Source organism: Rhodoligotrophos sp. CJ14 (assembly GCF_038811545.1).
GTDB lineage: Bacteria > Pseudomonadota > Alphaproteobacteria > Rhizobiales > Im1 > Rhodoligotrophos > Rhodoligotrophos ferricapiens.
Genome location: NZ_CP133319.1, coordinates 2,409,886 through 2,430,881, shown reverse-complemented (window position 1 = coordinate 2,430,881; position 20,996 = coordinate 2,409,886). Strand labels below are relative to the sequence as shown.

The window sequence follows — 20,996 nt, the reverse complement described above, 5'->3', positions numbered from 1 at the left end:
CTCACGGACTCCTCAGCAGTCGCTCGACGGGCACGATCTTCTGAATCAGTTTGAAAATGAGGAGGGTCGCAACCAGCAGCACCACGCCCAAAGCCGAGGCCGCGCCCCAATCGGAATAGACGGTGGCATTCTCAAGGATCTTCATCGAGACGAGATTGACACGCCCGCCGCCGAGGATCTGTGGCGTGATGTAGAAGCCGAGGCAATAGATGAAGACAAGAAGCGAGCCGGCGATGAGGCCGGGCAGGGTAAGGGGCGCAAAAATGGTGAAGAAGGCATGACGCCGGGTCGCGCCGAGGCTGACCGCCGCCCGCACCAGTGTCGGATCTACCGATTTCATGGCGGCATAGAGCGGCAGCACCATGAAGGGCAGCATGATGTGGACCATGCCGATCACCACGCCGGTGCTGTTATAGACCAGTCCCAGCGGCTCCTGGATGATGCCGAGCTTCATGAGCAGCGTGTTGATCATTCCGCGCCGCTGCAGCAGCACCAGCCAGGAATACGTGCGGACGAGGGTTGAGGTCCAGAATGGCAGCAAGACGACGAAGAGGCCGAGAATGGCAAGGGTGCGCGGGAGCTGCGACAAGAGATAGGCGAAGGGATAGCCGAGGACGGCAGTGACCACGGTCACGATCAGGCTGAGAACGAAGGTCGTCTGAAAGATCGTGAGATAGGCGCTGTTCTCGTAGAGCCTGACATAATTGACGAGCGAGAGGCCGTTGGGGCCTGAGAAGGACAACCAGAAGAGCCAGCCGACGGGGATAAGCAGAATGACGGTGACCAGCAGCACCGATGGGGTGGACAAGCCGAGCAGCCGCAGCCTCTCGCCCCTATCCTTGGCCTCCATTTCCTCGGCCGAATGCACCATCATGGCGCCGCCATCCCGGGCACGATCAAAGTGTCATTGACGTGCAAGCCGATATCAATCGGCTGGCCCTTGCGCGGAAGCGTTTCGAGGGTCGTTTGATCCGTCGGTTGGCGCAGGAAAATCGTTTCGCCATTGGCCAGCTCGATCGAGAGCAGGACGCTGTCACCTTGATAGACGATCTCGTTCACGACGCCGGCGAAGCGGTTCCACTGCTCGTCGTCGATGCCATTGAGAATGCGAAGCTTCTCAGGGCGCAGGACCAGGAAACCCGGCTGGTTCGTGCAGGCATGGCCGTTGCTGCGCACGGAGCGGCCACTCAGGGTGTGGCCGGCGCCGTTCCCATCCAGCGCGAGAACCGTGGCATCGCCGATGAAATCGGCAACAAAGCTGCTGGCAGGGTTCTCGTACAGGGTGCGCGGGTCGGCGATCTGTTCGAAGCGCCCGTGGTTGATCACCGCAATGCGGTCAGACATGGTCAGCGCCTCGCGCTGGTCATGGGTGACATAGATCGTGGTCACGCCCAATTTGTCATGCAGGCGCCGGATCTCGATCTGCATGTGCTCGCGCAGCTTCTTATCGAGCGCCGACAGAGGCTCATCCATGAGCAGCACGTCGGGCTCGAAGACCACAGCACGCGCCAGGGCAACCCGCTGGCGCTGGCCGCCCGAGAGCTGGTCGATGCTGCGGTCGCCATAACCGTCAAGCTTCACCAGTGACAGAGCCCAGCTCACGCGCTCGGCGATCCGGTTCTTGGGCAGGCCGCGCAGCTTCAGGGGATAAGCCACATTGGCGCCCACCGTCATGTGCGGGAACAGCGCATAGTTCTGGAACACGACGCCGATGTTCCGCTTGTGGGGTTCGAGCTTGGTCACGTCGCGGCTGCCGAAGCGCAGAAGCCCCGAGGTGGGCCGGATAAAGCCGGCGATCACCATCAGCAGGGTCGATTTGCCCGAGCCGGATGGTCCAAGCAGGGTCAGGAACTCGCCCGCGCGGATGTCGAGACTTACGCCGTCGAGGGCCGTGTAATCACCATAGTGCTTGACCAGGGACCTGATGCTGATGTCCAGCCCCATGCGCGAAGCCGAGCCGTCACGAACTGTCATGTCACCCCTGTCGCGCTCAACCACACTGGTTGCTTGGGAGACGACACGCAGTGCCGGCTCCCGCAGCAGACTTATTGATTGATGAACTGGGCCCAGCGCTCACGTGCCTCAGCGCCGTGCTTGCCCCACCAGTCGCCGCGTACAACGGCCTGCTTGGGCGCATTCTCGGGCGAAGTGTTGAGGGTCTTGGCCATTTCGGGAGAGATCTTGCCGGTGTCATACGCCTTCAGATTGGCCGGGCCGTAGTCGATATACTGAGGCAAGTTGGCGAGCATCTCCGCCGAGACCGCCGTCGCCAGCGCCTTCATGGCGAGATCCTTGTTCTTCGCCCCCTTCGGGATCACGAGGCAATCGGCGATGAGCAGGCCCTGGTTGAAGGTGAACTCGAAGGGCGCACCGGATTGGACCGCGGCGCTGATGCGGCCGTTCCAGGCACCGATCAGATCAACCTCGCCATCGGCCACAAGCTGGGCGGATTGCGCACCGGAGGACCACCAGACAGAGATATGCGGCTTGATCTTCTCAAGGCTCTTGAAGGCCCGGTCGAGATCCAGCGGATAGAGCTTGCTGGGCTCAACGCCATCGGCGAGCAGCGCTGCTTCCAGAACCTCGGCGGGGTCATTGCGCAGGGAGCGGCGGCCGGGGAATTTCTCGACATTCCAGAAGTCGGCCCAGGATTGCGGGCCTTCCTTGAACTTCTCCTTATTCCAACCGATGACGTTGGAATAATAGTTGAGCCCGATATAGGTGCGCTGCACCACCGCGGGATCGAAGCCTGATTTGTCGATGATGCCATAGTCCAGGTCTTCGAACAGGCCTTCCGTCTCACCCTGGGCGCAGCCGTCGATCGTCAGCTCGGTGATATCCCAGAGCACGCTGTTGGCGGACACTTGCGCGCGGACATCCGCAAGGCCGTTGGTCGTGTCCTCCAGAATGGTGATGCCGAGTTTTTCCGCAGTGGGCTGCCAAACGGCCTTGGACAGGGCCTCCTGGTAGTTGCCGCCCCAGCCCGCAATGGTGATCGTGTCTTGCGCCAAAGCGGTGTTGGCGAACATGGCAAAACCCGCAACGAGCAAGGCGGCCCGGCAGGTCATCCGAGAAAGAGGTCCGTGACGACGCATAGCAAAGTTCTCCCCATACAGGATCCGGAACCCTCTTCAGCCTCACCCAGGGGCATCTCGGATCGCATTACAATTCACGTTAGCCGGTCAAATAAGCAGGTCAACAGGGATATTGTTGTGCGACAACATCTAGACCGTCCAGATGGCATCCAATACCCGCAAATAATTGCCGCCGAGGAAGGCCAGGATGTCGGCATCGGTCCAACCCTTGGCCACCAGGAGTTCGGTGAGTTTGCCAAGTTCCGCTGGTGAGCCGCAATCCACGGGATAGCGGGTGCGCGCGTCGTTGCCGAAAGCGGCCGCATATTTGGTGATGGCCGTGGGATAGCGATCAAGTGTCATCTGGATGATCGATCCGACCGAGTCGAGATCGGCAACCGCCGGGAAGTCGGTGCCGAAGGCAACATGTTCGATGCCGACGAGGCTCACGATATGGTCCAGATGGCGATAGAAATCCTCCAGGTTCGGCCGGCGCTCCGGATTGCCATCCCAGCACATCGGACCATAGACACTCGCCCCGACGAGCCCGCCGGTTTCCGCCACGGCCTTGATCAGCTCATCGTGCTTGTTGCGCGGCACATCCGAGATTGCCTTGGCATTGGCATGGGTCAGCAGGACCGGCCGTTCACTGAGCGTGGCGGCGTCCATGGCCGAGCGATGGCCGACATGGCTCAGGTCAATGGCGATGCCGCACCGGTTCATCTCCGCGACGACCCGGCGACCGAAGAGGCTCAAGCCCGCATCCGCCGGTTCCAGGCAACCATCGCCGATGAAGTTGCGCTCATTATAGGTGAGCTGCATCACGCGAATGCCCAGGCGGTGGAAAAAGCGGAGGCGATCGAGCCGATCGCCAATGCCGCGCATGTTCTGCCAGCCCATGATGAGGCCGATCTTATCGGCTTTGCGGGCCGCATGGATATCGGCAACCGTCTCAACGATGTGCCATGGGCCTGCGGGATCTGTCGCGCGCGCGAGCCATGCCGCGATGTCGTCGCAGACGACTTCGAAATCCGCGTTGAAATCGGCGACCGTGATATTGACCGCGGCGACATTGCCCTGCCGCAGCACCGCATCGGTGTCACAGCGGAAGACGAGACCGTCGATGATCAGGGCGCGCCGGTGGAGCTCGGCGGCACGGGTGCTATCGGACGTCATACGGCCACCTCCGCGCGTGCATCATTCTTGAAGTGGGGCATGATGTGCACGGCAAAGCGCTCGAGCGCCTCCATGACATCCTTATGGGATGCGCCGAAATTCATGTTGACCTGAATGTCGTCGATCCCAAGCTCGGCATAGTGGCCGATCTTATCCACGCATTCCTGGGGTGAGCCGATGATGAGGCTACGCCGGATATCCTCGAGGGTCTCCGGCACGTCCAGCGGGACAATCGCACCACCCTTCACAGTGCCGGCTGTTTCGAACACGTTGACGAAGCGCCGGTGGTTGTCGAGAGCGAGATGCAGCTTCTCGGTGGCGTCCGCCTCGTTCTTGGCAACGAAGCCCATGCGCAGCATCGAGTGCTTCTGGTTCAGCGGGTTTCCTGGAGGCAAGGCGTCAAGAAAGGCCTTGGCCTGCTTGCTCGCCGCCTCGAACGGGTCGCGCAGGGGCGTCGTCATCACGTTGAAGCCTCGGCGCACAGTGCCCGCGATTGCCCCTTCCGAGAGAGCCGCAACCCAGATCTTGGGATAGGGCTTCTGGAATGGTCGCGGTGTGATGGTGAGCGCGTCGAATTTGTAATACTTGCTGTCCCAGCTGACCTCTTCCTCGGAGAGCAGCTTCATCAGCAGGTTAAGGCTATCGTCGAACCTGTCGCGGCTTTCCTCGACCGGCACGTTGAAACGATCGAATTCGTAGCGGAAGGCGCCGCGGCCCACGCCGATCTGAATGCGCCCTTCGGTCAGGCAATCGGCCTGGGCGATTTCGCCGGCAAGCCTGCGGATGTCGTAGAACGGCAGCACGAGCACGGCGCTGATCAGGGGGATCGACTTGGTCTCGGCGGCCACGCGCACTGCAGTCAGCAAAGGGCTCGGATGGGTGAGATAGTTGATGAAGTGGTGCTCGGGAATTGTGAGCGAGATGAAGCCCAGTTCCTCCGCCAGCTTGGCTTCCTCTATGGTGTCCCGATAGAGTTGCGCCGCCGGATAGGACATATCTGGATAATAGCAGGGGAGATAGAAGCCGAACTGCATGACCGCTCCTTTGCCGGGCAGCCGTCACGGAACCGCGTTCCGCGAGGAATTTGTATTGCGTTTTGGATTATGTTGAGGGAGAGTTGCGTGTCAATTTGAACATTGTCATACAACAAATCTCCTGCTCAATGTGGATCCCGAACTACAAGAACCGCAAGGGCAAGCTCTATGTCGCCATTGCCGACGCCCTCGCGGAAGATATTGCCCAGGGGCGACTTGCGCCCGGAGCGCGGCTGCCAACCCATAGAGAGCTTGCCTGGCAGCTGAAACTCTCGGTCAGCACCATCAGCAAAGCCTATGCTCTGGCGGAGCGTCGCCATCTCATTGAGGGATCGGTGGGCCGGGGCACCTTCGTCAGCTCCAGGCCGTCGGATCTCCCCCGGCTCGAGCCAAATCGCGCACAATCTGACCGGATCGATCTCAGCTTCAATTGTCTCGTGGTGCTGCCGTCGCAGGAGGCGGCGATCACAGGGGCCATGCGCGACATGATCGGAAGCGGACGGATCGAGAGCCTGGTTCCGTATCACCGCCCGTGGCTCGGCATGCCGGAACATCGCATGGCGGCAGTGAAGTGGCTCTCCACGCTCGGCCTGGCCGCCCATGCAGATGACATCGTCATCGTGAACGGCGCGCAGCAGGCGGCGGCAGCGGTGCTCAATGCCATTACCGAGCCTGGTGATACCATTCTGCTGGAAGAGCTCGCCGATCCGGGCATCCGCTTCCTCATCGCCAACCGTCACCTGACGCCCAAGCCGGTGCAGATCGACAAAGACGGCGTGATGCCGGACTCATTCGAGGCGGCCTGCAAGGCCGGCGGGGTGCGCGCGCTGTTCTGCATCCCCACGCATCACAGTCCTACCCTGGCCGTGATGCCGGTGGATCGCCGTAAAGCCCTGGCCGACATTGCAGAGCACTATGGGGTGGCGATTATCGAGAATGACGTTTGCGGCGCGCTGATGGACAAGCCGCTGCCCCCCATCGCCACCTTCGCGCCCGAGCAGGGCTTCTATATCACCAGTCTTTCCAAGATCATCTCGGCGGGGCTGCGCACCGGCTTCATCGCCGCACCGAGAGGCCGGGCGAAGGATCTCATTCCGGGGCTTGCCTCGACGACATGGATGGCTTCACTGTTCTCGATCGAGATAGCGAGCCGGCTGATCGAGGATGGCACCGCCCAGCGTTTAGCGGAAGAGCAGCGCGAAGAGCTGCGCAAGCGCCAGGCGATGGCGGCCGATCTGCTCAGTGGCCAGCTGGTCCGGGCGTTGCCCACGGCGCTGCATATGTGGGTGGCTCTGCCCGAGAGCTGGCGTGCAGAAGGCTTCGTTGCTGCTGCAAATGCTCGCGGCGTGGCAGTGACGCCGGCGGAAGCCTTCATGGTGGGGCATGGCACGGCGCCGCAAGCGGTGCGCCTCAGTCTTGGCGGGGCCACAGCCTCGCGCGCCGAACTCCAGCAGGGGCTGGAGGTGGTTGCCGAGCTGCTGCGCAGCAAGCGCCCGGCGGCCTCTTACCTGGTTCTTTGAGATCAATAAGAGGAGAGGGATCGATGATCTACGAGCTGAGACATTACGTGCCGGTCGCTGGAAAAGAAGAGGCCCTTCGGCACCGCTTTGCCAATGGCACCTTGCAGCTGTTCGAGAAGCTCGACATCAAAGTGATTGATTTCTGGGAGCATGCAGACATGCCGGGCGAGCTTTGGTATCTGGTCGAATGGCCGGATCAGGCGGCCATGAAGGCGGGATGGGAGGCGTTTCGGAAGGATCCGGACTGGCAGGCTCTCAAGACCAGGACCGAAGTGGACGGAGCATTGACGGCCGCGATCACCTCCATTCCGCTCAAGCCGGCCGAGTTCTTCGCGCGGTGAGGGCGCCGCGCGCTCATCTCTGAACTGCCTGCGGTTCTCCCCGGCTTTCCGCGAGCAGCACGGCTTCGACCATCGGCCAGATGTCGGCCACATGGGCGGTCACCAAGGCTCGTGCTGCATTGCCATCCCGCTTGCTCAGGGCTGCGAGTATCTTCTCGTGGTCCTGCATCGACGAGCGCCATTCCACAGGGTTGGGCGTTGCCAGATAGCGCACCCGGCGCAAGCGGCTGGTATAGGCGCGATGCGTTTCCGCCAGATGCGGGTTCTTCGCGGCCTCAACAATCTTGGAATGAATATTCTGGTTCAGCTTGAAATATTTGAGCTTGTTCTTCTTCTCGTAGGCAGCGGCCATGTCTTCGTGCAGGCGGTGCAGCACACGTAGATCTTCTTCATCGGCTCGTTCACAGGCGAGAAAGGCAGCGAAACCCTCGAGCTCCGCCAGCACTTCGATCAGATCACGCGCGTCTTCCGGCTCGAGCTGGGCGACATAGCTCCCTCGATTGGGAATAATGGTCACCAGGCCTTCGAAGGCGAGCACCTTCAAGGCTTCACGAATGGGCGTGCGGGAGACGCCGAGGGTATGGACCAGCTCGGCCTCGTCAATGAACGAGCCGGGTAGCATTTTGCCCTCGACGATATTATCGCGGAGCAGCTCGGCGATCTCGTCATGCAGCGAGCGGCGCGACAGCTGAATGACCGGCTTGCTTCCCGAAGCGGATGCGAGATGTTTGCGGCGACGTGGTTTGCGCTCGGCTGGCGAATGGTCGTGCATTAACGCTGGTTGCCCGGCTAGGTTTGGTCTCGAAGCGATCCTGTCTAGAGCGTTTTCGGATTTCTTTGAATGCGAAGCCGCTCTAACGCCTTGCATCGCCCGCAACTTCTTCGCGCGAACCGCTATTCACTTCGCTCGAAAATGCCCCAGGCGATCGGCTGTAGATAGCGCAATCCCGGCGAAAAGTCCGCCCATAATGCATAATTATATTTCGCTTGCTCACCGCCAGGTCTCAAAGTTATATAATTACAGAATTACAAAAGGCGAGCAGCGGCAGGGGCGCCCAGCAGGAGGCGGGGAATGGAAGACCACATCATCGTGGAGCGATCCGAGAACAGGGCGATCGTGACGATCAACCGCCCTGAGAAGATGAACGCCTTCACGGTGCCGATGTATCAGCGTTTCGCTGCGGTGCTCGAAGATCTCTCAGCGGATGGCGGCATTCGCTGCATCGTGGTTCAGGGGGGAGGCGATCGGGCCTTCTGCGCCGGCAGCGATATCGGTGAATTCGACTCGGATCGCCAAGGCTCCGTTCAGGGAAAAGAATATGCCGAGGATACGGTCGGCGCGCTGGTCAACCTGAAAGACTGCCGGCATCCCACGGTGGCCAAAATCCGCGGCGTGTGCGTGGGCGGCGGGCTGGAGCTCGCAGCTTCGTGCGATATCCGGATCTGCTCGTCCGATAGCCGCTTCGGCATTCCGCCCAACCGGCTTGGGCTCGCGCTCGATTATGACGAGCTGAACGTGCTGTGCGATCTCATCGGCCGCCGTCGCGCACTCGAGATGCTGCTCGAGGGCAGGATATTCGGGGCTGAGGAGGCTTACCATCTCGGTCTCGTCACGCGGGTCGTGGCGCCAGAGGCCCTCGATGAGGAGATCGAAACGACAGTCCGGCGCATCACCGAGGCAGCCCCGCTGTCAAACCGCTGGCATAAAGCCTTCATCAAGCGTCTGGCTGATCCGCGACCTCTATCGCAAGCCGAGCGCGACGAGCCCTATCGCTGCTTCGATACCGAGGATTATCGCGAAGGCACAACGGCGTTCAACGAAAAGCGCAAGCCCCGGTTCGTGGGGCGGTGAGCGAGCCCATCGCTGGCAGAATTCGGAAGGTGAGACGTGACCAAGGACGCTGCGAGTGGACCCCTTCGTGGGGTGACGGTGATCGAACTCGCCCATGTGATGGCCGGCCCAACCTGCGGGCGCATGCTCGCGGATATGGGGGCTGACGTCATCAAGGTCGAGCGGGTGCAAGGCGGCGACGACACCCGTCGCGACACCATGCCCAACGAGGCGGGCGATCCGGATAGTCACGCCTTCATGATGATGAATCGCAACAAGCGAGGCATTGCGCTGAACCTCAAGACGGAAGAGGGCCGCGCGGTGCTTCGCCGTCTGCTCGCGACAGCCGATGTGCTGATCGAGAATTACCGCCATGATACGATGGCGAAGCTCGGCCTGGGCTGGGACGATTTGAGCCGCGAGTTTCCACGGCTCATCTATTGCTCGATTTCCGGTTTCGGCCGGACCGGTCCTTATGCCGAACGTGGCGGGTTTGATCTGATCGCTCAGGGCATGAGCGGGCTCATGAGCATAACCGGCGAAGGACCAGGACGGCCGCCGGTGAAGGTCGGGCCGCCGATCACCGATATCAGCGCAGGCATTCTGGCGACGATGGGCGTGGTCGCAGCCCTTTATGCGCGGCAGAATACCGGCAGGGGCCAGCTGGTCGATGCCTCTCTCCTCGAGGCGGGGGTGACCTTCACCTATTGGCATTCGGCCATCACCTTCGCGACGGGCGACTGCCCTGGCGCGCTTGGTTCGGCGCACCCCTTGAGCGCGCCCTACCAAGCCTATCGGACCGCGGACGAATGGATCAATATCGGGGCGGCGAGCGAGCCAAACTGGCGGCGGATGGTGGCCATTCTTGGTGCTCCCGAACTGGCTGAAGATCCCCGCTTTCGCACCAACACCGATCGCATGGCCAATAAGGACGCGCTCGATGCGTGTCTCGAGCCGTTGTTCCAGCAGAAGACGGCGGCAGAGTGGTTGGCGGCTTTCGAAGCGGCTGGGGTGCCCGCAGGCCCGATTCTCCGCGTGCCGGAAATGCATCGCGATCCGCAAGTGATCGCGCGGGACATGGTCCCGATAGTTCAGCATTCCAGGCGCGGTGCCGTGCGGACGATCGGCTTTCCCGTGAAGTTCTCCGATACGCCCGTCACCGTAGCGCGGGCAGCCCCATGCCTAGGCGAGCATACGCGGGAGGTGCTGCGTGAATATGGCTATGGGGATGATGAGATTGCCCGATTGCTCGACAGCGGAGCGGCGGCGAGCGACTTGCTGCCGAGCGATGCAGCCTAAAGGCGGGCAAGCGTCTTGTGAGGGGCTGAGGATTGTGATTTTATAATTACAGAATAATAACCGAGCAATGCGGACCAACCCAAGAATACTGCGCATCCTCCTTTGGAGATGCCGTGCAAGCGCCGCGCCGGACAAATGAGTGGCTGGCCCTAGCCAGGCTGGCCCGAGAAACCCTGCGGTGTTCTTCCCCTTGTCGGGCAGGCCGCCGCTGAATGTGGGTGCTTGGTCTTCCAAGAAGACCTCGAAACAGGGGAGCAACAAGATGAGATGCGGTTTCCTGGTGGGTATCGTGACGAGCGTGCTCGTCGCGACGGCGTCGATGGCCGCGGCACAAAGCGACCAAGAAAAGCAGCTCTATGAGGCGGCAAAACAGGAGGGTGAGCTCACCTGGTACACCGCACATTACGATCAGAACATGACCGCTCAGATCGGGGCGGCATTCACCGAGAAATATCCGGGCATCAAGGTCAATGGCATCAAGGCGACCGCACAGGTCTCATTCCAGCGGCTGCTGCTCGATCTGAAGGCGGGGCAGAGCCAGGCCGATGTCTTCAGCTCCACGGATGTCAGCCACTACCGGCAGCTGAAGGAAATGAATGCCCTGGAGAAATATGTTCCGGAGAACGAGGCGCAGATCATTGCTGCATTTCGCGGCATCGATCCGGATGGGTACTATCATACCACCCTCGTGGGCCTGATCGCCATCCTCTATAACAATGCGAAGGTTAAGGAGGCGGAGGCGCCGAAGAACTGGACCGATCTGGCGGATCCGAAATGGACCGACAAGGTCACGTTCGGCGATCCCAATTACAGCGGCATGGTCGGCGTGTGGACCGTGGCCATGGCCGATCGCTACGGCTGGGAATTCTTCGAGAAGCTCGAGCCGCTCAATCCTCAGATCGGCCGGTCAATCGATGATGCGGTGACCCTGCTCAATTCCGGCGAGCGCGTGGTGGCCATGGGTGATCCGGGTACCGCTTTGCAGAGCGCTGCCAAGGGAAACCCCGTCGCGGTGGTCTATCCGGAAGACGGAGCGGTCGTGGTGCGGATGCCGTCTGCCATCATCAAGGGGTCGAAAAGCCCTAATGCGGCGAAGCTTTTCATGAACTTTCTGCTGAGCCCCGAGGTCGCAAAAATCGCAACGGCCGGTTTCCAGCAGTCGCTTCGCGCCGATGTGCCGCCGCCGGCTGGCGGCAAGTCGCTCGCCGATGTCAAGGTGATGACCCCATCGCCTGAGGAGATTGCGAAGAACCTTCCCGAAAACAAGGAAAAGTGGCGCGATACGTTCGGCATGTGAGCGATCGCACGGGGAGGCGGGGCATGGTGTCAATACGATCGCAGGCAAGACGCGCGCGTGCTGCCGATGCCCCGGTTCCGCTCGCCTCCACCACGGTCGGCGGCTACGCGCAGCGCCTCTTCTCGCCCACGGGCCTGGTCGGCATCTTCCTCATCGGCATTCTGCTGGTGCTCGTCGCCAATCCGATCATTCGGCTGCTGGTGTCCAGCTTCCAGTCGACAGATACGGGCGCGCTCACTTTTGAGAATTACGCGATAGCCTATGGCAGCGTGCGGGCGCTGCGCGCACTCATCAATTCGATACTCTACGGCATCGGCGTAACGCTTGTTGCCGCGCTACTGGCCATACCGATCGCCTGGGCGATCTCGCGCACGGACATGCCCGCCAAGGGTCTGGTGCGGGCGCTCATTCTGGGGGCGTTCATCACCCCATCCTATCTCGGTGCGGTCGGCTGGATTCTGCTGGCCGGCCCCAATGCCGGGTGGCTCAACAGCATCTGGATGGGGCTCACCGGCAGCAATACGGGCATCCTGAACATCTACAGCCTCAGCGGGCTGATCTTCGTGACGGCCCTCTATGCCTTTCCCTATATTTTCGTCTTCGCCTCGGATGCGCTGGATTTGCTCTCATCGGAGATGGAGGATGCGGCGAACATCCTCGGTGCCGGCATGTGGCGAACCACATTCAAGGTTACCCTGCCGCTCGTCGTTCCCGCGATCTTGGCGGGTGCGATCATTACCTTCCTCGACACGGTGGCCTTGTTCGGCACGCCGGCGATCATCGCTCTGCCGGCGCGCATCAATGTGATGACGCTGCAGCTTTGGCAATATTTCGAGTTTCCGGTGCGTGTCGAGGCGGCAGCCGCCTATTCCATTCCGTTGATCGGCATCACCTGCCTGCTGTTCGGCTTGCAACGGTTCATTCTCGGCCGCAAAGGGTATGTGGCGCTCACGGGTAAGACCTCCGGCCGGCGTCTGATCTGCACCGGCCCTTTCCGCTGGGTTCTGCTGGGCTACGCGATGCTGGTCTGCGCGCTGGCGGTGATCCTGCCCTTTGCCGCATTGGCACAGGCCGCGTTCAGCAGGGCGTGGGGCCGCGGGTTGTCGTGGGATAATTTTACCCTCGGCAATTTCCGCTATGTCTTCTTTGAGCACCAGAATGTGCGCGAGAGCATCGCGAATACCTTCCTCTACTCGGCCGGCGCCGCGACATTGGCGGTGATCCTGGGGCTGGGGATTGCCTATATGGTCAATCGTCGGCTGGTCCCGTTCCGGGGCCTGCTGACCCTGCTCTGCACGACGCCTTTCGTCATCCCGGGCATCGTCTTGGCGATCGGCTTTTATACCGCCTATACCACACCGCCGCTTTCGCTCTACGGCACTGGGCTCATTCTCATTCTGGCCTTTACCGCCCGCTTCCTGCCGATCGCCTATTCCAATTGCGGCGCCTCGCTGCGCAGCATCAATCCGGAGATGGAGGAGGCGGTTCGCATTCTCGGCGGCAGCCGCCTGCAGGCCTTGTGGAGCGTGATCGTTCCGCTTCTGAAAAAGAATCTCGCAGGCTGCTGGATCCTGGTGTTCATCCCGGCCATGCGCGAGCTGAGCACCGCAATCTTTCTCATCGCGCCGAATACGCGGGTCCTGTCGGTCATGCTGCTCGACCTCAGCGAGGACGGCAATTTCGAGGCGCTCGCGGCACTCGGCCTGTTTCTGTTGCTGGCAACCATCGGCGTGGTTCTGGTCAGCTACAAGCTTCTCGGCCGCGACGTCCTCCTGAAGCGGTCATGACCCCTCGCGAGCAACGAGATCAGGCGCCTGATATGACAGTTCAACAGCATCCCGCAACCGCCGAGACGATTGCCTCGCCGCAGGCCATGCTCAGATTGCGTGATCTCTCCTGCGCTTTCGGCACCGTCCGGGCGGTCGATGGCGTATCCCTCGACATTGCGCCCGGTGAGCTCGTCTCGCTGCTCGGGCCTTCGGGATGCGGGAAGACAACGATGCTGCGGATGATCGCGGGGTTCCTCACGCCGACCGCCGGTCATATCGAGATGGGCGGTCAGGTGATCTCGGGGCCGAATGCGGTGGTGCCACCAGAACGGCGGCAAATGTCAATGATCTTCCAGAGCTATGCGATCTGGCCGAACATGACGGTTGCGGAGAATGTGGCCTTCGGCCTGAAGCTTCGCCATCTCGACCGCGCCACCCGGGATGCAAGGGTGCGCGAGATGCTGGAGGTGGTGAAGATGGCCGAGCTTGCCGACCGCTATCCCGGCGAGCTTTCCGGTGGCCAGCAGCAGCGCGTCGCGCTCGCGCGCGCCATGGTCATCCAGCCGCGGGTCTTGTTGCTGGATGAGCCGTTGTCAAATCTCGACGCCACATTGCGTGAGGAAATGCGTTTCGAGATCCGCCGCCTGCACGACACATTCCGGTTCACCACCGTCTATGTGACCCATGACCAGGGGGAGGCCATGGTTGCGTCCGACCGGATCGCGGTCATGAACAAGGGGCGGATAGAACAGGTCGCTCCGCCTTACGAGCTCTATAACCGGCCGCGGACCCGTTTCGTCGCGGGCTTCATCGGGCGAACCAACCTGGTCAGCGGCGAATGCAGTGCCGAGCAGGTGGTGTTCGAAGGCTTCTCCATGCCCCGAGTGCGTTTCCCCGAGCAAGGTCGCAATCTCGCCAAGACGACGCTGTTCTCGCTGCGGCCGCAAAGCATCGCGCTCTATCAAAGCATGCCGTCTTCCGGCCGGACGGATGGGGAATGCCTGGTGCCCGCCCGGATCGCCCAGCGCACCTATTTGGGGGAAACGTGGGACTACGTGGCTGACGTCAACGATGGCCGCCTGCAATTGAAGCTGAGCGCCTTGCCCAATGAGGTGGTCGATGTGGGCGCCGATGTGTGGCTTGGCATCGACCCTGCCCAAATGGCTGCCGTGTCATAGGTGCCGATAGCAGGCGTCAGGTCGCGGGGCTGTCCCGTGTGACGGTTACGGCCGTTCCTTCGGGCCAGGAGACCGAGACGGATGCGCCAGCGGCGGGTGAAATCTCGATCGCCCAGGGTTGCTCCTCGACCCGAAGCGTTCCCAGGTCAGTGGTCACAAGCATCTGAATCATGCTGCCGTGATAGGTCACATCCTGGATTGTGCCGCGCACACCGTCGGAGCCTTTCGTGGGGTCGGAAATCCTGAGTTTCTCCGGCCGCAAGCTGACCGGAACCCTGCTGCCGACCGAGCAATTGTCGTGCGCGAGGCCGGAGAAGGTGTGGCCGCCAGCGCGCAAGGTTGTGCGACCGGTCGCATCCCTTGCCAACACCTCCGCCTCGATGATGTTGCTGCGCCCGAGAAATGTGGCGACGAATTCCGTCTGCGGCCGCTCATAAATCTCGGTGGGCGTGCCGAGCTGAATGATCTTTCCGTGATTGATCACCGCGATCAGGGTGGACATGGATAGCGCCTCATCCTGATCGTGGGTCACGTTGACGACGCTGACACCGAGGCGGCGATGAAGCTGCTTCAACTCATCCTGCAGCTGGCTGCGCAATTGGCGGTCGAGCGCGCTCAAGGGTTCATCGAGCAGAATGAGCGGCGGGGAGAAGACCAGAGCCCTTGCAAGAGCAACACGCTGCTGCTGACCACCAGAGAGCTGGGCAGGCTTGCGCGAGGCGAATTGGGTGAGCTGGACAGTCTCGAGGCTGGCTTCGACAAGCCGATTCGCCTCAGCCTTGGGTATCCGGCGCACCTCGAGGGGAAAGGCGACATTCTCCGCCACCGTCATGTGCGGAAACAGGGCGTAACCTTGGAAGACCACGCCGAGGTCGCGCTTCTCCGGGGGCAAGCCCGTGATGTCTTCATTCTGCAGTCGGATGGTGCCCGAGGTCGGCTTGACAAAGCCGGCGATGGCCATGAGCAGGGTCGTCTTGCCCGATCCCGATGGGCCGAGCAGCGTGAGGAATTCACCGCGCGGTATGCTCAGCGACATGTCATCGATCGCTCTAACCTGCCCGTAATGTTTGTGCAGGCGATCAATGACCAGGTAGTCCGCGTTTTCCTTCGTCACGACGCTTCCTCAGATCTTCCTGCTGCTGGCGGCCAGGCGAAGGGCGACCACAGCCATGGTCACCAATATCATTGCCGCCGAGACAGCCGCCACGGCCGGGTCGACCCGCTCCGACAAGCTGTTCCAGATCACGATTGGCAGCGTCACCACTGCCCGGCTGGTGAGGAAAATGACGCTGATCACCTCATCCCAGGACGTGACGAAGGAGAAGGCGGCCCCCGCAAAGATGCCTGGCATGATGTTTGGGGCGATAACCCGGCGCAGAACCGTCCAGTTCGAGGCCCCGAGGCTTCGCGCCGCCTGCTCTATCCGCCGATCAAAGCCGCTAAGGGATGTGGAGACCGTGATCAGCACGAGCGGAATGCAGAGGATCGTATGGGCAATGACGACGCCCGTGATGGTGTCGAGCCAGTTGAGGTCGATCCAGGTGCGGTAGAAGGCGAGGGCGTGGACGATCGGTGGGATGATCAGGGGGGCGAAGAGCAGAACGCGCAGATACTGTGTTATCCGCGCATTCAGGCGCCAAAGGCCGATGGCGCAGAGTGTGCCGAGGGCCGTTGCCGCGATGGTGGTGAGGATGGCGATCCAGAGGCTCGTGAGGATGCTTTGCGACCAGCGCGGGTCGCTCAGAAGCTTTGCATAGTGCTGAAACGAAATGCCGTCAGCCGGCATCGAAAGGTAGCGCTCGGGCGTCAGCGATACCGGAAATACGACGATAAGCGGCGCGAGCAAGAAGACGACCCCGAGCCAGCCAAAGGTGATGATGACGAGTCTGCTTGCGCGTGGGGGACCGGCGGCGGCGTCCATCACTCGTCCCCCTTGCCCACGATGCTTTCCCAGTCGGCAAAGCGACCGACAGTGAAAATGACGGCGAAAACAGAGAGAAGCAGGACGGTGGCAAGCATAGTGGCGATGCCCCATTCCAGCGTCTCGTGTACCTGCACGCTGATATATTCCGCGATCATCAGCACGCGGCCGCCGCCGAGAATGGCCGGCGTTATATAGAACCCGAGCGAAAAGACGAAAATCAGGATGAAGGCTGACAACAGGCCGGGAATGGTCAGCGGGAAGAAGACACGGCGAAAGACAGTGAGGCCATCGGCGCCCAAGCTGCGGGCCGCGTGCAGCACGCGCATATCAATGGTGCGCATGCTGGCATAGAGCGGGAGAATGCCGAAGGGCAGCATGTAATGGATCATGCCGATGATGACGCCCAATTCATTGCGCACCAGAGGGATAGGCGAATCGATCAAACCCGATGCGAGGAGGGCACTGTTCAGGACCCCGTTGCTGCGCAGGACCGTCACCCAGGCGAAAGCGCGGATCAGCACCGAAAGCCAAAGGGGTAGGAGAATACAGGCCAGCATGACGGGGCGCATGCGCTCGCTGACAAGGGTCAGCGCGCAGGCCATGAGGTAGGACAGGATCAGGGTGACGAGCGTCGTAACCACACAAATGCGCAAGGTCGTGCCGATCACACGGCCAATGGCCGGAGAGGTGAAGAGCTGCTCGTAATTGGCAAACCCGCCCGGGGCTTCGGTGAAGCTGAGGCTCAGAATGCGCAGGAGCGGAACGATGTAGAGCAGCAGCACCAGCAGGACGGCGGGGGCAATCATGAGCAGCGCGATGCGCGCCCGCTGATCAAGCCCGCTGATCATGCCGAAAAGGCCGTCTGCCCGTGGACGATGGTGCGGTTCACCTTGATGTGGGGAATGCGCTCGGGGTCGACCGTGAAGATATCCTCTTCGAGGATGACGAAGTCGGCGAGTTTGCCGGGCTCGATCGAGCCCTTAATGGCCTCCTCGCGGCCGGCATAGGCGCCGTAGATCGTATAGGACTTCAGGGCTTCCCAGAGATCGACCGCCTCTTCTTTGCCGAGCAGCTGGCCGGTATCGGTCTTGCGGGTCACCAGCGAATAGACGCCGCGCAACGGATTTGGATGGCAGATGGGCGCGTCGGAATGAGCTGGAGCGATCACGCCCATTTCCTTCCAGGAGCGATGCGGCCACATGTTCTTCATGGCAGCTTCGCCGCGCACCCTGATATAGCCATCGCCGAGATCGTAGAGAAATCCGGCTGCGGAAGACGGGATGACATTCAGCTTTTTCATCCGCTCGCGGATTTCCGGCGTGGCGCAGCAGCTGTGCTCGACGCGCATGCGGCTGTCGGCATTGGGGTGGACAGCGAGCGCGGCCTCGAAGGCATCGAGGACATAGTCGATGCCGCGGTCACCAACGCCATCGGCAAAAACGGCAAGGCCCGCCGCTGTCGCCTCCATCACCTTCTGGCGGAAATCCTCGCTCGAATAGAGCAGCATGCCGGTATTATGCTCGGGCTCGCCGAGCGCCTTCGGGCCGATATAGGGCTCGTAATAGGCGGCCGTCCGTCCGGTGGTGGAGCAGTCCGGGCACCATTCAACCCCAAGAATGCGGATCCACTCATCACCGAAGCCTGAGCGGATGCCGGCGCGGATATAGGATTCAACGAGTCCCGCTTCCTTGCCGCTCACCATAATGCCGATGCGGATCGGCAGCTCACCGGCCGCACGCATATCCTGGTAAGCGCGGATGCCATTGGACTGGGTCAGGGAGTTGTGAAGCGAGGTGATCCCATAGCTGAGGAATTCGGCGAAGACCTGGCGGAGGCCCTTGCGAAAGTCCTCGGCGGTGTAATCCTTGCTGAGCTCGTCGACGACCACGTAGGCGGCATTCTCCCGCACGAGGCCGGTGGGCTTGCCTGTGGCCGGATCGCGATCAATCCGGCCGAACGGCGGATCTTCCGAGAGCTTGGCGAGGCCGGAGCGCTCGAAGGCTGCCGTGTTCACCACACCGTTGTGGTGGTCGGTACGATAAATGAAAACCGGATGGCCATTGCCTGCGCGATCGAGCTCATCGATGGTCGGGAAGCCTCCCAGCTTCATGTCATCATAGCGAAAGCCGACGAACCAGGCCTCTTTCGGCAGCGTCGCCGTAGCCTCGACGATCCGGGCCAGGACTTCTTCCTTGGACCTGACATTGGGCCAGCTGAAATCTGCCCAGCGGTGAATACGCGCGCCGTAAATGTCGGCGTGGCAATGGCTTTCGATAAAGCCCGGCAGCACCGTCTTGCCCTGAGCGTCGATGATCTCCGTTTGTGGTCCGCGCCAGGGGCCGATTTCGTCGTCACGCCCGACGGCCAGAATGCGCCCATCCCGGACTGCCACGGCCTGCACGAAAGGCTGTGCATCGGACATGGTCGCAATCTTTGCGTTGCGGATGATCAGTTCGGCTGGGTGCATAGCCATCGCTGCAGCTTTGAGGAGAATGCCGGGCAAGACGAGTGGGATGGCCTCTGGTCAGGAGGCCATCAGATCCAGAAAGCGCTTGGTGACGGGGACGATATGCTCACCGTACCAATCGGCATTCTGCAGCACCATGAGCTTGCGGTTTTCCGGAGCGCCGGGGTTCACGGCCGCGAGCTCGGGGCTGTATGTACCCTCGGCCTCGGGATTGGCGGGGCCGTTGCCAAGCAGCTCCAGAAGCTTCACCTGAGATTTCGGATCCTGCATGGAGGCCAGGAACTCCATCGCGGTCTTCGTGCCGGCGGGATTGTTCACCGGAACGGACATGACGCCCGGCTGGAGGAAACCCTGGTTGAATGTGAAGTCGAAGCGCCCATCCGATTCCTGTTTGAGCAGGTTGGCGCGGGTGTGCCAGATCTGGCCCATAACCACCTCGCCGTCGCGGAAGACCTGCTGGCTGCTCGCGCCGGTGTCCCAAAGAATGAGATGCGGCTTGAGCTGCTCGAGCTTTTTCATCGCGCGGTCGATGTCGAGCGGATAGAGCTGGTCAATCGGGACACCATCGGCCATCAGCGCCGCTTCCAGGGTGCCCGCCATGTATTTGTACATGACCCGCTTACCCGGGAACTGCTCCACGTCCCAGAAGTCGGCCCAGGTCTTCGGAAGTTTGCCACCGAAGGCCTTGGTGTCATAGGTCAAGACGTTGCCATAGACGAAGACTGTCGCCCCCCAGCGGTAATCAGTGCCCGGCAATGTCTTCTTGCGATCGACGATCTCGTAGTCGATTTCCTGAGCGGCCTTGGCTGCACCGAGCGCGGCCTGGGTGCCGACCCCGCCATCGACAATATCCCAGGTGACGTTGCCCGATTCCACCATGGCACGGACGCGACCTGCGGTAGGCCCGGTCCCGTCCATGACCACGGGGATGCCCGTCTTCGCAGTAAATGGCTCACCCCATGCGGCCTGATAGGCTTGCTCCGCATCGCCACCCCACATGGCGAAAACGATTTCCTTTGCCGCGGCACGTGCGTGCTCCGTCCCTCCCACGAGCGCTGTGGCCCCGAGCAGCGCGCTCAGATGCAAAAGCTCGCGACGGTTCAACGTGCCTTTCTTGACCCGTTCAGCCGCAATCGAAAATGCGTCGCGCAGATACCCATTATTGTCCGTCATCGGCAGAACTCCCTCCCCTCCCTCACGAGGTGATACCGCTCCGCTTCTGTTCTGAAGCGCAAACTGACATATCAGATGGAATTGTGAGGGCATTTCGTCACTGTTGTCAATCTGTGTTCTTCTCGCCGATAACGATGATTGTGGATCTAGCAGCGTGAAAACTGACATGTTAGTTTGATGCGTGATCAATCGGCATCGGCGCACGGAGCGGTCGTGTCCAAAAGCAAAACCAGACAAGGTTCGGGCGAGCGGAAGCGCCTCAAGGCACCGACCATGGCAAATGAGGCTTATGCGCGCCTGGAAGAGATGATCATCCTGGGCAAGCTTTCGCCGGACACGCGTCTCTCCGAGCAAATGCTGGCGCAAGCTCTGGGCATTGGCCGCACGCCCATCCGCGAGGCATTGCAAAAGCTGAAAGCCAATCACCTGGTGGAGATCCAGCCCAGGGCGGGAGTGTTCGTCAGTCGGATGGACTTTCGCAGCCAGCTGCTGGTGCTCGAAGTGCGGCGTGAGCTCGAAATCGTTCTGGCAAGCAGGGCTGCCCGTCGCGCGGCACCGGAGCAAAGAGCCGAGTTCCGGCGCTTGGCCGCGGATATGCGCGCTTCGGGCGAGCAGCGCGACAAGCTCTGGCTGATGGATGTCGACCGCCGCTTCAAGGACCTTGCGATCGAAGCCGCACGCAATCCCTATCTTGCTGCAGCGCTCGCGCCGATTTACGCGCATTCGCGCCGGTTCTTCTTCACTCATCTCGAGACCACGAATGTCTCGATCGCCCTGTCCCATTCTGCGGCAATCGAGGCGATTGCGGATGGTGACGAGGCAAGGGCGGTCGAGGCCGCAAAGCGCTTCCTCACCGATGTGGAGGAGTTCACGAAGGCGGTCATCACTGCCGAGCTCGTGAATGCCTAAACCG

At 61.4% G+C, this 20,996-nt stretch carries 19 protein-coding genes; 8 read left to right on the top strand and 11 right to left on the bottom strand.

The features are described 5' to 3' along the window. Position 1 precedes the first annotated feature (1 nt). The 5 genes from RCF49_RS11320 to RCF49_RS11300 form a co-directional block, all read right to left on the bottom strand. Positions 2 to 874 carry an ABC transporter permease gene (locus RCF49_RS11320; protein ID WP_342639989.1) on the bottom strand — a complete coding sequence of 291 codons (873 nt, stop codon included), beginning with the start codon at positions 872 to 874 and terminating at the stop codon, positions 2 to 4. After that, positions 871 to 1,974 (bottom strand): ABC transporter ATP-binding protein, encoded by a 1,104-nt coding sequence (locus RCF49_RS11315; RefSeq protein WP_342639988.1) that lies wholly within the window; start codon positions 1,972 to 1,974, stop codon positions 871 to 873. The genes RCF49_RS11320 and RCF49_RS11315 overlap by 4 nt, the downstream gene beginning before the upstream one ends. A 71-nt stretch (positions 1,975 to 2,045) precedes the next feature. Beyond that, on the bottom strand, positions 2,046 to 3,095 hold the full coding sequence (locus tag RCF49_RS11310; protein ID WP_342639987.1) for an ABC transporter substrate-binding protein: 1,050 nt from the start codon (positions 3,093 to 3,095) through the stop codon (positions 2,046 to 2,048). 129 nt (positions 3,096 to 3,224) lie between these two features. Next, the gene (locus RCF49_RS11305; RefSeq protein ID WP_342639986.1) at positions 3,225 to 4,250 is read right to left on the bottom strand and encodes a dipeptidase; all 1,026 of its coding nucleotides are present in this window, start codon (positions 4,248 to 4,250) and stop codon (positions 3,225 to 3,227) included. Next, on the bottom strand, positions 4,247 to 5,284 hold the full coding sequence (locus RCF49_RS11300) for an LLM class flavin-dependent oxidoreductase (protein ID WP_342639985.1): 1,038 nt from the start codon (positions 5,282 to 5,284) through the stop codon (positions 4,247 to 4,249). The genes RCF49_RS11305 and RCF49_RS11300 overlap by 4 nt, the downstream gene beginning before the upstream one ends. Positions 5,285 to 5,412: 128 nt before the next feature. Here RCF49_RS11300 and RCF49_RS11295 point away from each other — a divergent pair, with 128 nt between their 5' ends. Continuing rightward, positions 5,413 to 6,804 (top strand): PLP-dependent aminotransferase family protein, encoded by a 1,392-nt coding sequence (locus RCF49_RS11295; protein ID WP_342639984.1) that lies wholly within the window; start codon positions 5,413 to 5,415, stop codon positions 6,802 to 6,804. A gap of 23 nt (positions 6,805 to 6,827) precedes the next feature. Then, positions 6,828 to 7,145 (top strand): NIPSNAP family protein, encoded by a 318-nt coding sequence (locus RCF49_RS11290; protein ID WP_342639983.1) that lies wholly within the window; start codon positions 6,828 to 6,830, stop codon positions 7,143 to 7,145. 13 nt (positions 7,146 to 7,158) lie between these two features. On the opposite strand, the gene RCF49_RS11285 is transcribed toward RCF49_RS11290, so the two are convergent. Further along, positions 7,159 to 7,917 (bottom strand): GntR family transcriptional regulator, encoded by a 759-nt coding sequence (locus RCF49_RS11285; RefSeq protein WP_342639982.1) that lies wholly within the window; start codon positions 7,915 to 7,917, stop codon positions 7,159 to 7,161. Between the two features lie 300 nt (positions 7,918 to 8,217). On the opposite strand from RCF49_RS11285, the gene RCF49_RS11280 reads away from it, so the two are divergent. From RCF49_RS11280 to RCF49_RS11260, 5 genes are all read left to right on the top strand, one after another. Further along, complete coding sequence (locus RCF49_RS11280; protein ID WP_342639981.1) at positions 8,218 to 8,997, top strand: enoyl-CoA hydratase/isomerase family protein; 780 nt, start codon at positions 8,218 to 8,220, stop codon at positions 8,995 to 8,997. A 36-nt stretch (positions 8,998 to 9,033) separates the two neighbouring features. Further along, entirely contained in the window at positions 9,034 to 10,275 is a 1,242-nt protein-coding gene (locus RCF49_RS11275) for a CaiB/BaiF CoA transferase family protein (protein ID WP_342639980.1), read from the top strand. A gap of 262 nt (positions 10,276 to 10,537) precedes the next feature. Continuing rightward, on the top strand, positions 10,538 to 11,572 hold the full coding sequence (locus RCF49_RS11270) for an ABC transporter substrate-binding protein (protein WP_342639979.1): 1,035 nt from the start codon (positions 10,538 to 10,540) through the stop codon (positions 11,570 to 11,572). Between the two features lie 23 nt (positions 11,573 to 11,595). Continuing rightward, the gene (locus RCF49_RS11265) at positions 11,596 to 13,359 is read left to right on the top strand and encodes an ABC transporter permease (protein WP_342639978.1); all 1,764 of its coding nucleotides are present in this window, start codon (positions 11,596 to 11,598) and stop codon (positions 13,357 to 13,359) included. A gap of 32 nt (positions 13,360 to 13,391) precedes the next feature. Further along, complete coding sequence (locus RCF49_RS11260) at positions 13,392 to 14,519, top strand: ABC transporter ATP-binding protein (RefSeq protein ID WP_342639977.1); 1,128 nt, start codon at positions 13,392 to 13,394, stop codon at positions 14,517 to 14,519. A 16-nt stretch (positions 14,520 to 14,535) separates the two neighbouring features. Here RCF49_RS11260 and RCF49_RS11255 read toward each other — a convergent pair whose 3' ends face one another. Genes RCF49_RS11255 through RCF49_RS11235 form a run of 5 tightly spaced genes read right to left on the bottom strand, consistent with a single transcriptional unit; the run spans position 14,536 to position 20,083 of the window. Beyond that, positions 14,536 to 15,633 (bottom strand): ABC transporter ATP-binding protein, encoded by a 1,098-nt coding sequence (locus RCF49_RS11255; protein ID WP_342639976.1) that lies wholly within the window; start codon positions 15,631 to 15,633, stop codon positions 14,536 to 14,538. 9 nt (positions 15,634 to 15,642) lie between these two features. After that, positions 15,643 to 16,440, bottom strand: a complete 798-nt coding sequence (locus RCF49_RS11250) for an ABC transporter permease (protein WP_342639975.1) — start codon at positions 16,438 to 16,440, stop codon at positions 15,643 to 15,645. Continuing rightward, positions 16,440 to 17,291: an ABC transporter permease gene (locus RCF49_RS11245; protein WP_342639974.1), complete on the bottom strand. Its 852-nt coding sequence runs from the start codon at positions 17,289 to 17,291 to the stop codon at positions 16,440 to 16,442. The genes RCF49_RS11250 and RCF49_RS11245 overlap by 1 nt, the downstream gene beginning before the upstream one ends. Then, positions 17,288 to 18,916 (bottom strand): amidohydrolase, encoded by a 1,629-nt coding sequence (locus RCF49_RS11240; RefSeq protein WP_342639973.1) that lies wholly within the window; start codon positions 18,914 to 18,916, stop codon positions 17,288 to 17,290. Before RCF49_RS11240 ends, RCF49_RS11245 begins: the two co-directional genes overlap by 4 nt. Positions 18,917 to 18,967: 51 nt before the next feature. Continuing rightward, positions 18,968 to 20,083, bottom strand: a complete 1,116-nt coding sequence (locus RCF49_RS11235) for an ABC transporter substrate-binding protein (protein WP_342639972.1) — start codon at positions 20,081 to 20,083, stop codon at positions 18,968 to 18,970. A gap of 213 nt (positions 20,084 to 20,296) precedes the next feature. Between RCF49_RS11235 and RCF49_RS11230 the strand changes: the two genes are divergently transcribed. Next, positions 20,297 to 20,992 carry a GntR family transcriptional regulator gene (locus RCF49_RS11230; RefSeq protein ID WP_342639971.1) on the top strand — a complete coding sequence of 232 codons (696 nt, stop codon included), beginning with the start codon at positions 20,297 to 20,299 and terminating at the stop codon, positions 20,990 to 20,992. Positions 20,993 to 20,996: the final 4 nt, after the last annotated feature.